This window comes from Streptomyces sp. NBC_00523 (assembly GCF_036346615.1).
Taxonomy (GTDB): domain Bacteria; phylum Actinomycetota; class Actinomycetes; order Streptomycetales; family Streptomycetaceae; genus Streptomyces.
This window is the reverse complement of the sequence record NZ_CP107836.1, coordinates 2,218,173-2,231,100: the sequence shown is the minus strand read 5'-3', so window position 1 is coordinate 2,231,100 and position 12,928 is coordinate 2,218,173. Positions and strand designations below refer to the sequence as shown.

Sequence of the window (12,928 nt, the reverse complement as noted above, 5' to 3'; positions counted from 1 at the left end):
GCGCACGCGCGTGGCTGAAGCATTTTCCGAACATGATCAGGAGGCAACCCGTGAGCGCGACCGCGGACCACGCGGAGGAGCGGACCAACCCGGCGGCACGCCTGGGGTTCGAGCCCGGACAGGTGGTCCAGGAGATCGGCTACGACGACGACGTCGAGCTGGAGCTCCGTGAGGGCATTGAGGCCATTACCGGCCAGGATCTCGTCGACGAGGACTACGACGACATCGCTGACGTCGTCCTGCTGTGGTTCCGCGACGAGGACGGCGACCTTACGGACGCGCTGGTGGATGCCATTGGTCTGCTCGAGGACGGCGGCGTGGTCTGGCTGATGACGCCGAAGACCGGCCGCGACGGATACGTCGAGCCGAGCGACATCAACGAGGCCGCCCAGACCGCAGGGCTCGCCCAGACCAAGAGCGTCAACGCGGGCAAGGACTGGTCGGGAAGCCGTCTCGTCACGCCCAAAGCGGCCAAGGCCAAGCGCTGACCCCACCAACCCCTGAAGGCCCCCGACGGCATCGCGCCGGCCGGGGGCCTTCGTACATCCGCTTCGTACATCCGCCGCCTCGCACACGCGTGTCCCGGATACCCGGTGGCTTGATCCGCTCGTGGGCGGGAAGCTTTCCCGGGTGCCGTACGGGCGCCCGGGGGGTCTGCGTAGGGTGGGGGTCACCCGGACAGCCCAGCCCGGTGACGTAGTGAAGGGACGCGTTTCATGGCGATCGAGGTCGGCACCCAGGCCCCGGATTTCGAGCTGAAGGACAACCACGGCCGGACCGTGAAGCTCTCCGACTTCCGTGGCGAGAAAAACGTGGTGCTGCTGTTCTACCCGTTCGCCTTCACCGGCGTCTGCACGGGCGAGCTGTGCGCGCTCCGCGACGAGCTGCCCACGTTCGAGAACGACGACACGCAGCTGCTGGCCGTGTCCAACGACTCGATCCACACCCTGCGCGTCTTCGCCGAGCAGGAGGGCCTGGAGTACCCGCTCCTCTCCGACTTCTGGCCGCACGGCGAGACCTCGCGGGCCTACGGCGTCTTCGACGAGGAGAAGGGCTGCGCGGTGCGCGGCACCTTCATCATCGACAAGGAGGGCGTGGTGCGCTGGACGGTCGTCAACGGCCTGCCCGACGCGCGCGACCTCAACGAGTACATCAAGGCGCTCGGCGCCCTCTGATCCGGCTCCGGGCGGATCGCGGGCCGAACCGGGGCGGAAAGCCTGTTTCGGCCGGGAACCGGTCACTAGGATCCACTCGTTGATCGGATGTCAACACGACGTGGAGGCGCCGGCACCGGCCGGCCCCCAAGAAACCAATGGGAGGACTCGTGGGAGTCAGCCTCAGCAAGGGCGGCAACGTCTCGCTGACCAAGGCCGCGCCCAACCTGACCGCGGTCATCGTGGGTCTCGGCTGGGACGCCCGTACCACCACCGGCGGGGACTTCGACCTCGACGCCAGTGCTCTGCTCACGAACGCCGAGGGCAAGGTCGCCAACGACGGCAACTTCGTCTTCTTCAACAACCTCAAGAGCCCCGACGGCTCCGTCGAGCACACCGGTGACAACCTCACCGGTGAGGGCGAGGGCGACGACGAGGTCATCAACGTCAACCTGGCCACGGTGCCGGCCGACGTCGACAAGATCGTCTTCCCGGTCTCGATCTACGAGGCCGAGACCCGCCAGCAGAGCTTCGGCCAGGTCCGCAACGCGTACATCCGCGTCGTCAACCAGGCCGACAACAGCGAGCTCGCGCGCTACGACCTGTCCGAGGACGCCTCGACCGAGACCGCCATGGTCTTCGGCGAGCTGTACCGCAACGGCGCGGAGTGGAAGTTCCGCGCCATCGGCCAGGGGTACGCCTCCGGCCTGCGCGGCATCGCGCAGGACTTCGGCGTCAACGTCTGACCTGCCCGGGGCCCCGGCCCCGGCACCAGCATGTCCGTCCGGCGCCGCACCACGTGCGGCGCCGGACGCGCTCGACGGACAGTTCTGCCGGCCCGCACGGGTCCGGCCGGCGGCTCCGTCCGGTACAAAGACGGTTCATAGACTCGGGGAGGACACACCATGGGCGTCACGCTCGCCAAGGGAGGCAACGTCTCCCTCTCCAAGGCCGCACCCAATCTCACCCAGGTGCTGGTCGGGCTCGGCTGGGACGCACGATCCACGACGGGGGCCGACTTCGACCTGGACGCCAGCGCGCTGCTGTGCCAGTCGGGCCGGGTCCTCGGCGACGAGTGGTTCGTGTTCTACAACAACCTCACGAGCCCCGACGGTTCCGTGGAGCACACCGGTGACAACCTCACGGGTGAGGGTGAGGGCGACGACGAGTCGATCATCGTGAACCTCACGCAGGTGCCGGCCCATTGCGACAAGATCGTCTTTCCGGTCTCGATTCACGAGGCCGACAATCGCGGCCAGACATTCGGCCAGGTCAGCAACGCATTCATCCGCGTCGTCAATCAGGCGGACGGCCAGGAACTCGCGCGCTACGACCTCACCGAGGACGCCTCCACGGAGACCGCGATGATCTTCGGCGAGCTCTACCGCTACAACGGCGAGTGGAAGTTCCGTGCAGTTGGTCAGGGGTACGCATCGGGGCTGCGGGGCATCGCTCTAGACTTCGGGGTCAACGTTTCGTAAAGCCGCGCACGGCGCGGGGGAGCCCCGTGCACATCGGGGGAGACCCGTTACATACATGATGGGGTAGCCAGTGCTTCTGAAAACCTTCGGATGGTCGTTCGCGATCACCGTGATCGGCCTTGTGGCCGCGTGGTTCTACGGGGGGTGGGAAGCCTTCGGTGTGGTGGCGATCCTTTCCGTCCTGGAGATCTCGCTGTCCTTCGACAACGCCGTGGTCAACGCGGGAATCCTGAAGAAGATGTCCGCCTTCTGGCAGAAGATCTTCCTCACCATCGGCGTGATCATCGCGGTCTTCGGTATGCGGCTGGTCTTCCCCGTCGTGATCGTGGCCATTACCGCCAGCCTGAACCCGATCGACGCCATCGATCTCTCGTTCAACGACCCGGACCGCTACAAGGAACTGGTCACGGACGCCCACCCGGCGATCGCCGCGTTCGGTGGCATGTTCCTGCTCATGATCTTCCTCGACTTCATCTTCGAGGACCGTGACATCCAGTGGCTCCGCTGGATCGAGCGCCCGCTGGCCAAGCTCGGCAAGGTCGACATGCTGTCGGTCTGCATCGCGCTCATCGTCCTGCTGATCTCCGCGATGACCGTCGCCACCCACGCCCACCAGCACGGCGGCGGACATGTGGACAAGGCGGAGACCGTCCTGCTCGCCGGTATCGCCGGTCTGATCACGTATCTCATCGTCGGCGGGCTCTCCGGCTACTTCGAGGACAAACTCGAAGAGGAGGAGGAGCGCGAGCACGAAGAGGAGGAAGAGGCCAAGCGGAGCGGCAAGAAGATCTCCGCGGTCGCCCTTTCCGGCAAGGCCGCCTTCTTCATGTTCCTCTACCTGGAAGTCCTCGACGCGTCCTTCTCGTTCGACGGCGTGATCGGCGCCTTCGCCATCACCAACGAGATCGTGCTCATGGCGCTCGGCCTCGGCATCGGCGCCATGTACGTCCGTTCGCTCACGGTCTACCTGGTCCGCCAGGGCACCCTGGACGACTACGTCTACCTGGAGCACGGCGCGCACTACGCGATCGGCGCGCTCGCCGCCATCCTGCTCATCACGATCCAGTACGAGATCAACGAGATCATCACCGGTCTCGTCGGCGTCGTCCTGATCGCCTGGTCCTTCTGGTCCTCCGTCCGCCGCAACAAGGCGCTGGAGGCGGAAGAGGGCAAGAGCGAAGTGACCGCCGGGGTGTGACCCGGTAGGAATTGAGGGAACGCTCTCTGCGGGGCGGCTCGTACGGCAACGGTTCCGGGACACACCCGGAGGCGGCCCGGAGCCGCCCCGCAGTGGTGCGTGCGTCGTATGCGCCGCGTGCGACGGGTGAGTGACCGAGAGGGCGGGGTCGGGGATGGCTTTCTGGAACAACCTGTGGCCGGGGCGGGAGTCGCAGTTCGAGTCGGGCAGCGCGGCCACCAACTCCATCGTGCTCACCCGGCGGCACTCCACGGTCTCGCTGACCAAGCAGGGAGCGCTGAGCGGGAACCTCCGCGTCAACCTCTCCTGGCGCATGCGCACCTCGGACATCGGGGGCCGCTCCCAGCAGAGCGGACGGCTGCTGCGCCCCTTCAAGCTCTTCCAGCCGGAGGCCGTCCAGGCGCACACCCAGGGGATGGTCAACGTCGACCTGGACCTCGGCTGCATGTACGAGCTGGCGGACGGCACCCGGGGCGTGGTGCAGCCCCTGGGCAATCTGCTCGGCGATCTGAACGGGCCGCCCTACATCAGGCTCAGCGGCGACGACCGCTTCGGCGCCCCCTCCGGCGAGACGCTCTACGTCAACCTCGATCAGCGCGAGCACATCAAGCGGCTGCTGTGCTTCGTCTACATCTACGACCAGACGCCCGCCTTCGACCGTACACACGCGAAGGTGACGCTCTACCCGGGCAACGGGCCGCGCATCGAGATCGAACTGGACGAGCGCGCCCCGCAGGCCCGCTCCTGCGCGGTGTTCACGGTGGAGAACATCAAGGACGAGCTGATCGTGCGCCGCGAGGTGAAGTTCGTCTACGGCTTCCAGTCCGAGCTGGACCGGATGTACGGCTACGGCATGCAGTGGGGGCGCGGCTACAAGAGCCGCACCTAGGCGTCCTCAGGACCGTATGAACTGCGGACCCTGCGGGGGCAGCACGAAATTCGGGTCCGGAGCGGGCGCCGCCGCCGCTGCGGGCTGCGGGTAGCCGTAGGCGGGCTGTGCGGAGGCCGGCTGGGGATAGCCGTACGCGGGCTGCGGCGCCGGGGCGGCGGGCTGCGGATAGCCGTACGAGGGCTGCTGGTGCAGCACGGTCGCCTGCGAGTCCGGTACGGGGGCCGGGGCGGGCGGGACCGAGGGCGGCGCCGGGGTCGGCGGTTCGGGCTCCGCCTCGTCGACCGAGATGCCGAACGCGGTCGCGAGGCCGATGAGCCCCGTCGGGTAGCCCTGCCCGACCGCCCGGAACTTCCAGCCGTCGCCGCGCCGGTACAGCTCGCCGCAGATGATCGCGGTCTCCTCGCCGGTCTCCGCGCGCACGTCGAACACGGCGAGCGGTTCGCCGCCGGCCGCAGCGGCGTCGTAGACCAGGATGCGCAGATCGCGTACGGCTCCGAAGGCGGCCCCGTCCGAGGACGCGGCGATGACCACCTGGTCGACCGAGGGGTCGAGCGCGTTCAGGTCGGCCTCGATGGTGTCCGTCAGGCCCTCGGGCAGGCTGCGCTTGGGCAGCCGGCGTACCAGGCCCGACGGGTGGCGCGGCTGGTTGTAGAAGACGAAGTCCTCGTCCGAGCGCACGCGCCCGCCGGCGCCGAGCAGCAGGGCCGAGGCGTCCACATCGGGCACCCCGGCGCCCGGCGTCCAGCGCAGCACGGCCCTTACGGCCATGGCGTCGAGGGGGACGTTCGAGCCTTTCACCATCGCGTGCGTCATGCCGGTCATCCTGCCTGCTGGCCGCCCGTGCGGACAACGCGGGGGGCGAGGTCCGTGTCCCGGGCGCCGGGCGGATTCACCCACTCCGCCACTTTTGAAATTCGTGCGAAACGGTCATGACACCCGGAATTCACCCAGTCCGGGAACCGTCGACACCCGTTCGTACGTACTATTACCGGCCACACGTTGTCCGGTCGGTCAGAGAGTACGGGGGGAATTGCATGCGTCATTTCGGGCATATTGCAGCTGCTGCGAAGGACGGGCTGTTCTTCCAGGAACCCTGTGCATTCGACGCCGATTCGCCGGCCCCCCTTCTCTCCGCCGCCCTCGGCGCCACGCTCTACAGCCCCGCCACCCGCCCCCGGCTCGCCGACGACATCGTCAAGCTGGCCGGGCGCGGAGTCGTCTCGATGGTGCTGTGCCTGGAGGACTCGATCGACGACTCCGAGGTCGCCGGGGCCGAGGAGAACCTGGTCAGGCAGTTCGCCGAGCTGGACGCGCGCTCCATCGAGCTGCCGCTGCTCTTCATCCGGGTCCGCGAACCGGAACAGATCACCGACCTGGTGCGCCGCCTCGGCGCGACCGTCCGGCTGCTGAGCGGCTTCGTGCTCCCCAAGTTCACGCGCGCCCGCGGCGTCCCCTTCATGGAGGCCCTGACCAAGGCCGAGGCCGCCGCGGGACGCCGCCTCTTCGCCATGCCCGTGCTCGAATCGCCCGAGCTCCTCCATCTGGAGACCCGCCGCGAAACCCTCCGGGGCATCGCCGAGACCGTCACCGCGCACCGTGACCGGGTCCTCGCGCTCCGCCTCGGCGTCACCGACTTCTGCTCCGCCTACGGGCTGCGGCGCTCGCCCGACATGACGGCGTACGACGTCGGCATCGTCGCCCACGTCATCGCGGACGTCGTCAATGTGCTCGGCCGGGCCGACGGGACGGGCTTCACGGTCACCGGCCCCGTCTGGGAGTACTTCCCCCGCCAGGAGCGCATGTTCAAGCCTCAGCTGCGCAACAGCCCCTTCCAGGAGAACCGGGCCGAGGCGCTGCGCACCGCGCTCATCGCGCACGACCTGGACGGACTGCTGCGCGAGATCGACCTGGACCGGGCCAACGGGCTGCTCGGCAAGACCTGCATCCACCCCTCGCACGTCGCCCCCGTGCACGCGCTGTCCGTGGTCAGCCACGAAGAGTTCAGCGACGCCCAGGACATCCTGCGGCCCGAGAGCAACGGCGGCGGGGTGCTGCGCTCCGCGTACACGAACAAGATGAACGAGGTGAAGCCCCACCGGGCCTGGGCCGAGCGCACCCTGCTGCGCGCCGAGGTCTTCGGCGTGGCCCGGGAGGACGTCGGTTTCGTGGACCTGCTGGAGGCCTGCCTCGCGGAGTGAGCGGTACCGGCGGGACGATCGGAGAGGGACACCGGCGCCGAGCAGGCACCGGGTCCGGCAGTCGAGTGGAAAGAGGGACGACGGACGTGGTGTGGTCGGGTAGCTGGGTGGCGGAGCGACTGGGCGTCGGGCTGGTGGGCGACGGGGAGCTGCGCGAGCTGCTGGGCCTCGCCCTGCGGCGCAACCCCAAGCGGGCACACCTGCTCGTCTCCAACGTGCTCGGCAAGCACGTGCCGCAGCGCCCCTCCGTGGTGTACGGAGCCGGCGTCGAGCTGGGCCGCCGGGTGCGGGCGCTCCTCGGCGAGGACGGCGTGCGGCGCGCGGTCGTCGTCGGCTACGCGGAGACGGCCACCGGCCTCGGCCACTCGGTCGCCGACGGCCTCGGCGGGGCGCCCTACCTCCACTCGACCCGCAGGCCGGTGCCCGGCGTGGCCCGGGCGGGCGGCTTCGAGGAGGCCCACTCGCACGCCACCTCGCACCTGCTGCTCCCCGAGGACCCGGACCTGCTCGCGGCGGACGGGCCCGGTTCGGCGCTCGTCCTGGTGGACGACGAGTTCTCCACCGGCAACACCGTCCTCAACACGATCCGCGCCCTCCACGAGCGCTACCCCCGCGACCACTACGTCATCGTCGCCCTGGTCGACATGCGCTCACCGGCCGACCGGGGCCGCCTCACCGAGTTCGCGGCCGAGATCGGCGCCCGCGTCGACCTGGTGGCCCGCAACACCGGCACGGTCACCCTCCCGGACGGCGTCCTGGAGAAGGGCCAGGCCCTGGTCGCCCAGCAGGAGGCCGCCGGTGACGCCCCCCAGGACGGCCCCCCGCACCCGCGCCCCCACACCCGCCTCGACCTCCCCTGGCCGGCCGGTGTCCCCGACGGCGGGCGGCACGGCTTCACCGAGGCCCACCGCGCCCTCCTGGAGCCCGCGCTCCCCGCCCTCGCGGACCGCATCGCCCAGGCCCTCGGCGACGGCCCCTGCCGCGTCCTCGTCCTCGGCTTCGAAGAGCTGATGTACGCGCCGCTGCGCCTGGCCACCGCCCTGGAGGACCGCACCGGCGCCGAGGTCCGCTACTCCACGACCACCCGCTCCCCGGTCCTCGCCGTGGACGACCCGGGCTACGCGATACGCACCCGGCTGGTCTTCCCGGCCCACGACGACCCGGCCGACGGCCCCGGCGAGCGCTACGCCTACAACGTGGCCGGTGCCGGCTTCGACGCCGTCGTCCTCGTGGTCGACTCCGCCGCCGACACCCCGGCCCTGCACGCCCCCGGCGGCCTGCTGGACCGCCTCGCCCCGCACACCGAGCAGGTCCTGCTCGCGGTGATCCCCTCGTACGTACCGGGGGCCCCCGCCCCCGAACGGCAGGAAGAAGTCCCCATGCAGCTGCCCGAGCCCCTGCGCGGCCCCGCGTTCTCCTCGTACGCGCCGGACGAGGTCGGCTGGCTGCTCCAGGACCTCTCGGACACCCGCCTCGAAGCGCCCACGGAGGAGCGCGAGGAGGCGATACAGAGCGGGGGCGCGCACTACGCGGAATCGCTCCCCGTCGAGTACCAGCCCTCCGCCGCGTACCAGGAACTGTTCAAGAGCGCCCTCGCGCTCTCGGCCGCCCGGATCGCCCGCGCCGTGGGTACCGTCACCGAGACCGTCCTCGCCGAGCGCGGCCCCCGCCCGGTCCTCGTCTCGCTCGCCCGCGCCGGTACGCCGGTCGGCGTGCTGATGCGGCGCTGGGCCCAGGCACGGCACGGCCTCGACCTGCCGCACTACGCCGTCTCCATCGTGCGCGGACGCGGCATCGACGCCAACGCGCTGCGCTGGCTGGCCGAGCACCACGACCCGGCCGACGTCGTCTTCGTGGACGGCTGGACCGGCAAGGGCGCGATCACCCGCGAACTGGCCGCCGCCGTCGCCGAGTTCGAGAAGGCCGGGGGAGTGGCGGGCTTCAACCCGGAGATCGCGGTGCTGGCGGACCCGGGCGGCTGCGTGCGGACGTACGGCACCCGCGAGGACTTCCTCATCCCCTCCGCCTGCCTCAACTCCACGGTGTCCGGACTCATTTCCCGTACGGTCCTGCGCGCCGACCTGGTCGGTCCCGACGACTTCCACGGCGCGAAGTTCTACCGCGAGCTGGCCGGCGCCGATGTCTCCGGCCTCTTCCTCGACACGGTCGCCGCCCGCTTCGACGAGGTCGCGGACGCCGTGGACACCGAGGTGAAGGAGCTCCTGGCCGCCGACCGGGCCCCCACCTGGGAGGGCTGGGCGGCCGTGGAGCGCATCAGCGAGGAGTACGGCATCCACGACGTCAACCTCGTGAAGCCCGGCGTCGGCGAGACCACCCGGGTCCTGCTGCGCCGCGTCCCCTGGAAGATCCTCGCCCGGCGCGGCGCCGGTCCGGACCTCGACCACATCAGGCTCCTGGCCGAGCAGCGCGGCGTACCCGTCGAGGAGGTCGACTCGCTCCCGTACACCTGTGTCGGACTCATCCACCCCAAGTACACGCGCGGGGCGACCGGCGCCGACGGCAAGGCGGTGGAGTCCGCGTGACGGCCTCCCCGGTCACCCTCGTCGCCAGCGACCTCGACCGCACCCTGATCTACTCCTCGGCCGCGCTCCAGCTCACCATGGAGGACGAACGGGCGCCCCGGCTGCTGTGCGTCGAGGTCTACAACCACAAGCCCCTGTCGTACGTCACCGAGACCGCGGCCGGGCTGCTCACCGACCTGACCTCCGCCGCCTCCACGGTGTTCGTCCCGACGACCACCCGCACCCGCGAGCAGTACCACCGCATCCGGCTCCCGGGCGCCCCGGCCGAGTTCGCGATCTGCGCCAACGGCGGCCACATCCTGGTGAAGGGCGAGTCCGACCCGGACTGGCAGCGGACCGTGGCCCGCCGCCTCGCCGACGAGTGCGCCCCGCTCGCCGAGGTCCGCGCCCACCTCGTCGCCACCGCCGACCCCGGATGGCTGCTCAAGGAGCGCGTCGCCGAGGACCTGTTCGCGTACCTCGTGGTCGACCGCGCCGAACTGCCCCCGGAGTGGACGAAGGAGCTCGCCGCCTGGGCGGAGCCGCGCGGCTGGACCGTCTCGCTCCAGGGCCGCAAGATCTACGCCGTGCCGCGCCCGCTCACGAAGAGCGCGGCCATGCGCGAGGTGGCCCGGCGCACCGGCGCCACGCACACCCTCGCCGCCGGTGACTCCCTCCTGGACGCGGACCTCCTGCTCGCCGCCGACCGGGGCTGGCGCCCCGGCCACGGCGAACTCGCCGACGCGGGCTGGAACGCCGCCCATGTCGAGGCCACCGCCGAACGGGGCGTGGCGGCGGGCGAGGAGATCCTGCGCCGTTTCCTGCGCGCCTCGGGAGTCGGGTAATTCCTGCGGGCGACCGTAGAGTTGTGCGATGACCAAGGGGAATTCCACCAAGATCACCGATGAGCTGTACGCGTACATGCTGGCGCACAACCCGCCACTGGACGCCGTACAGCGCGAACTGGTCGAGACGACCTACGCGCGGCTGCCCGACCACGCGGGCATGCAGTCGGCCGAGGAGCAGGGCCCGCTGCTCGCCTTCCTCGTCCGGCTGACCGGCGCCCGGCACATCGTGGAGGTCGGCACGTTCACCGGCTTCTCCGCCCTGGCGATGGCCCAGGCGCTCCCGGCGGACGGGCGGCTGATCGCCTGCGACGTCTCGGAGGAGTGGACGGCGTACGGCCGCGAGGCGTGGGAGAAGGCGGGCGTCGCCGACCGTATCGACCTGCGCATCGCCCCCGCGCTCGACACCCTGCGCGCGATGCCGGAGGAGCCCCACATCGACTTCGCCTACCTGGACGCGGACAAGGGCAACTACATCGCGTACTGGGAGGAACTGGTGCCGAGGCTGCGCCCGGGCGGGGTCATCACCACGGACAACGTGCTGTTCCACGGCCGCGTGACGGACCCGGACGCGACGGGCGCGGCGAAGGCCATCCAGGAGTTCAACGACCACGTCTCGGCGGACGCGCGGATGGACAGCGTGCTGCTCACGGTGTCGGACGGGCTGACGCTGTCGCGCAAGCGGTAGCCGCCCGGGGGCGGCGGTTGTGGGTGCGGTGGTCCGGGGTGCCGGGGCCGCGGTGCCGCCGGCGTCCCGGGTGCCGCGGGGGGTTCAGCCGCAGCAGCCCCCGCCGCAGCAGCCGCCCCCGCCACCGCCGCCGCCTGCGGAGGGCGCGGGCCGGGAGCCGCCGACGGCGACGGCGGACAGCAGCTTCACGGTGTCCTCGTGCCCGGCGGGGCAGGAGGCGGGAGCGGACGACTCGGCCATGGGACGGCTGAGCTCGAAGGTGTCTCCGCAGGAGCGGCAACGGTACTCGTAACGAGGCATGACGCCAGGTTATCGGCGCCGGGCCCCGGGCTGTCCACAGTGCGGGGCCCGGGACCGTCCGAGGCGGACGGTGTCAGTGGGTGCCCGCGCCGCGTTCCTCGCGGATGTCGGCGACGACGTCCGCGACGGTCTGGCGCAGGCCCTCCGTCACGGTGAGGAAGTGCCAGTAGTCGGGGTGGCGGTTCTCCAGGGCCGTGACCGCCTGGTCCAGGCGGGCCACCGCGTCGTCCAGCGGCCGGGCGTGCCGCGGCTCGGGCGTGTGGCGCCCGGCCATGGCGAGGCGCTGGGCGTCGCGGATGGCGAACCGGGTGCGCTGGATCTCCTGCTGCGGGTCCTTGGCGACGTCATCGAGCCGACGGAGGCGGTCACCGGCGGCGGACACCGCCTCGTCGGTGGCGTTGAGCAGGGCGCGCACGGTGCTGAGCCGGGACGTGGCATCCGCCCAGCGCTGTTCGTCACGGGCCTGGGCCGCCTCCTTCAGCTTCTCCTCGGCCCGGCGCACATTGACCGCGGCCTGCTCCGGCACCGGCTGGAGGTCCTGCCAGCAGGCGGCGGAGAACCGGCGCCGCAGCTCGCTGAGGACGGGCTCGACGGACGCGGACCGGGTGGTCAGCGCCTGGGCGCGGGTGCGCAGGGACACCAGCCGGCGGTCGATCTCGGCGGCGCGCTCGGGCAGCTTCTCGGCCTCGGCCCGTACCGCTTCGGCGTCCCGCAGCACGCGGTCAGCGCGCTGCAGCGTCTCGGTCACGCCGTGGCGCCCGGCGCCCTGGTTGAGCTTGGTCAGCTCGGGGGCGAGGGCGGCGAGCCGGGCGGCGAGATCGTCCGCCCGCAGTCCGGACGCCCGCACCGCGTCGAGAGCATTGCTCGCGCCGAGGAGCGCCTGTCGCGCGCGCTCGACGGCGGGGGCGAGCCGGGCGAGCTGCGTCTCGGCGCTCCCGAGGAGCGGCCCGAGCGCGGCGCCGAACCGGTCGAGCTCCCCCTTGACCCGTACCAGCTGCTCCTTCGCGGAGGTCAGCTCGGCCCGGGCCCGGGACGCGACGGACGGTTCGAGATCGTCGCGGTCGAGGTCGTGGGCGTCGACGGCGGTGATGTACGCGTGACTCGCCTCGTCGATGCGCCGGCCGAGCGCGTCGAAGTCGTCCACGGCCTTGCGGGCGGCCGGCGAACTGTCGACCGCGGTGATGGTCTCGATGGAGATCTTGAGGTCGCGCTGGGCGGTGTCCAGCTCGTAGAACGCCTCGGCGGCGGCGTCCTTCGCCGCCTGGGCTTCGGCCCGCTGCCCCTCGCCACGCCCGCCGAACCACCGCCGCGTACCGCCGCCGGTGACGGCGAACGGGAGGGCGACGGCAAGGAGGGGGAGGGGCGCGAGGACGAGAACGCACAGGTCACGGAGGCCGGTGGTGCGCCGGGGGTACCGCTCGCGCGGGCCCGTGGCGCGGCGGGCGTCCTGGTCACGCGGGCCGGGAACGGGCCGGGCACCCGGATCCGCCCCCACCGCACGACGCCGACTCCGCTCCCGGACCGCTCCGGCGATTCCCGCCCGCGGCTGCGCGTCTGTCGCCGTCACATGCCTCTCCCGTGCCGTTCCGCCCTGCTGGATACATTCTCCCACCAGTAAGGACGAACACACGTGCCGGTTAGTTCACGGCG

Annotated in this window: 13 protein-coding genes; 10 read left to right on the top strand and 3 right to left on the bottom strand. The window is 71.1% G+C overall.

Going from position 1 to position 12,928, the window contains the following annotated elements; translation table 11 throughout:
- Positions 1 to 50 precede the first annotated feature (50 nt).
- The 6 genes from OHS17_RS10095 (at position 51) to OHS17_RS10070 (ending at position 4,722) form a co-directional block, all read left to right on the top strand.
- Positions 51 to 488: a DUF3052 domain-containing protein gene (locus OHS17_RS10095; protein WP_018103344.1), complete on the top strand. Its 438-nt coding sequence runs from the start codon at positions 51 to 53 to the stop codon at positions 486 to 488.
- A 228-nt stretch (positions 489 to 716) separates the two neighbouring features.
- Positions 717 to 1,175 (top strand): peroxiredoxin, encoded by a 459-nt coding sequence (locus OHS17_RS10090; RefSeq protein WP_018103345.1) that lies wholly within the window; start codon positions 717 to 719, stop codon positions 1,173 to 1,175.
- A gap of 149 nt (positions 1,176 to 1,324) precedes the next feature.
- Positions 1,325 to 1,900, top strand: a complete 576-nt coding sequence (locus OHS17_RS10085; protein ID WP_026171553.1) for a TerD family protein — start codon at positions 1,325 to 1,327, stop codon at positions 1,898 to 1,900.
- Positions 1,901 to 2,059: 159 nt separating this feature from the next.
- Positions 2,060 to 2,635, top strand: a complete 576-nt coding sequence (locus OHS17_RS10080; protein WP_018103347.1) for a TerD family protein — start codon at positions 2,060 to 2,062, stop codon at positions 2,633 to 2,635.
- Between the two features lie 70 nt (positions 2,636 to 2,705).
- A complete protein-coding gene (locus OHS17_RS10075; protein ID WP_018103348.1) occupies positions 2,706 to 3,833 on the top strand; it encodes a DUF475 domain-containing protein in 1,128 nt (375 codons plus the stop codon).
- Between the two features lie 154 nt (positions 3,834 to 3,987).
- Positions 3,988 to 4,722, top strand: a complete 735-nt coding sequence (locus tag OHS17_RS10070; protein ID WP_164630247.1) for a TerD family protein — start codon at positions 3,988 to 3,990, stop codon at positions 4,720 to 4,722.
- A gap of 6 nt (positions 4,723 to 4,728) precedes the next feature.
- Here the strand turns inward: OHS17_RS10070 and OHS17_RS10065 are convergent, their stop codons facing one another.
- On the bottom strand, positions 4,729 to 5,538 hold the full coding sequence (locus tag OHS17_RS10065; RefSeq protein ID WP_330311897.1) for a TerD family protein: 810 nt from the start codon (positions 5,536 to 5,538) through the stop codon (positions 4,729 to 4,731).
- 221 nt (positions 5,539 to 5,759) lie between these two features.
- On the opposite strand from OHS17_RS10065, the gene OHS17_RS10060 reads away from it, so the two are divergent.
- The 4 genes from OHS17_RS10060 (at position 5,760) to OHS17_RS10045 (ending at position 10,978) form a co-directional block, all read left to right on the top strand.
- A complete protein-coding gene (locus tag OHS17_RS10060) occupies positions 5,760 to 6,923 on the top strand; it encodes an HpcH/HpaI aldolase/citrate lyase family protein (protein WP_330311896.1) in 1,164 nt (387 codons plus the stop codon).
- Positions 6,924 to 6,988: 65 nt separating this feature from the next.
- Positions 6,989 to 9,466 (top strand): phosphoribosyltransferase, encoded by a 2,478-nt coding sequence (locus OHS17_RS10055; RefSeq protein WP_383166005.1) that lies wholly within the window; start codon positions 6,989 to 6,991, stop codon positions 9,464 to 9,466.
- Entirely contained in the window at positions 9,463 to 10,290 is an 828-nt protein-coding gene (locus tag OHS17_RS10050) for an HAD family hydrolase (protein WP_330311894.1), read from the top strand. Before OHS17_RS10055 ends, OHS17_RS10050 begins: the two co-directional genes overlap by 4 nt.
- Positions 10,291 to 10,318: 28 nt before the next feature.
- Complete coding sequence (locus OHS17_RS10045; RefSeq protein ID WP_018103354.1) at positions 10,319 to 10,978, top strand: O-methyltransferase; 660 nt, start codon at positions 10,319 to 10,321, stop codon at positions 10,976 to 10,978.
- Positions 10,979 to 11,062: 84 nt separating this feature from the next.
- Here the strand turns inward: OHS17_RS10045 and OHS17_RS10040 are convergent, their stop codons facing one another.
- Both OHS17_RS10040 and OHS17_RS10035 read right to left on the bottom strand, forming a co-directional pair.
- On the bottom strand, positions 11,063 to 11,278 hold the full coding sequence (locus tag OHS17_RS10040) for an FmdB family zinc ribbon protein (protein ID WP_026171556.1): 216 nt from the start codon (positions 11,276 to 11,278) through the stop codon (positions 11,063 to 11,065).
- 73 nt (positions 11,279 to 11,351) lie between these two features.
- Positions 11,352 to 12,845: a hypothetical protein gene (locus OHS17_RS10035; RefSeq protein ID WP_330311893.1), complete on the bottom strand. Its 1,494-nt coding sequence runs from the start codon at positions 12,843 to 12,845 to the stop codon at positions 11,352 to 11,354.
- Positions 12,846 to 12,928: the final 83 nt, after the last annotated feature.

Bases quoted from the DNA above. Each gene is read 5' to 3' on its own strand.
- OHS17_RS10090 (WP_018103345.1), top strand. From the start codon at position 717: ATGGCGATCGAGGTCGGCACCCAGGCCCCGGATTTCGAGCTGAAGGAC.
- OHS17_RS10080 (WP_018103347.1), top strand. From the start codon at position 2,060: ATGGGCGTCACGCTCGCCAAGGGAGGCAACGTCTCCCTCTCCAAGGCC.
- OHS17_RS10070 (WP_164630247.1), top strand. From the start codon at position 3,988: ATGGCTTTCTGGAACAACCTGTGGCCGGGGCGGGAGTCGCAGTTCGAG.
- OHS17_RS10065 (WP_330311897.1), bottom strand. From the start codon at position 5,538: ATGACGCACGCGATGGTGAAAGGCTCGAACGTCCCCCTCGACGCCATG.
- OHS17_RS10060 (WP_330311896.1), top strand. From the start codon at position 5,760: ATGCGTCATTTCGGGCATATTGCAGCTGCTGCGAAGGACGGGCTGTTC.
- OHS17_RS10045 (WP_018103354.1), top strand. From the start codon at position 10,319: ATGACCAAGGGGAATTCCACCAAGATCACCGATGAGCTGTACGCGTAC.
- OHS17_RS10040 (WP_026171556.1), bottom strand. From the start codon at position 11,278: ATGCCTCGTTACGAGTACCGTTGCCGCTCCTGCGGAGACACCTTCGAG.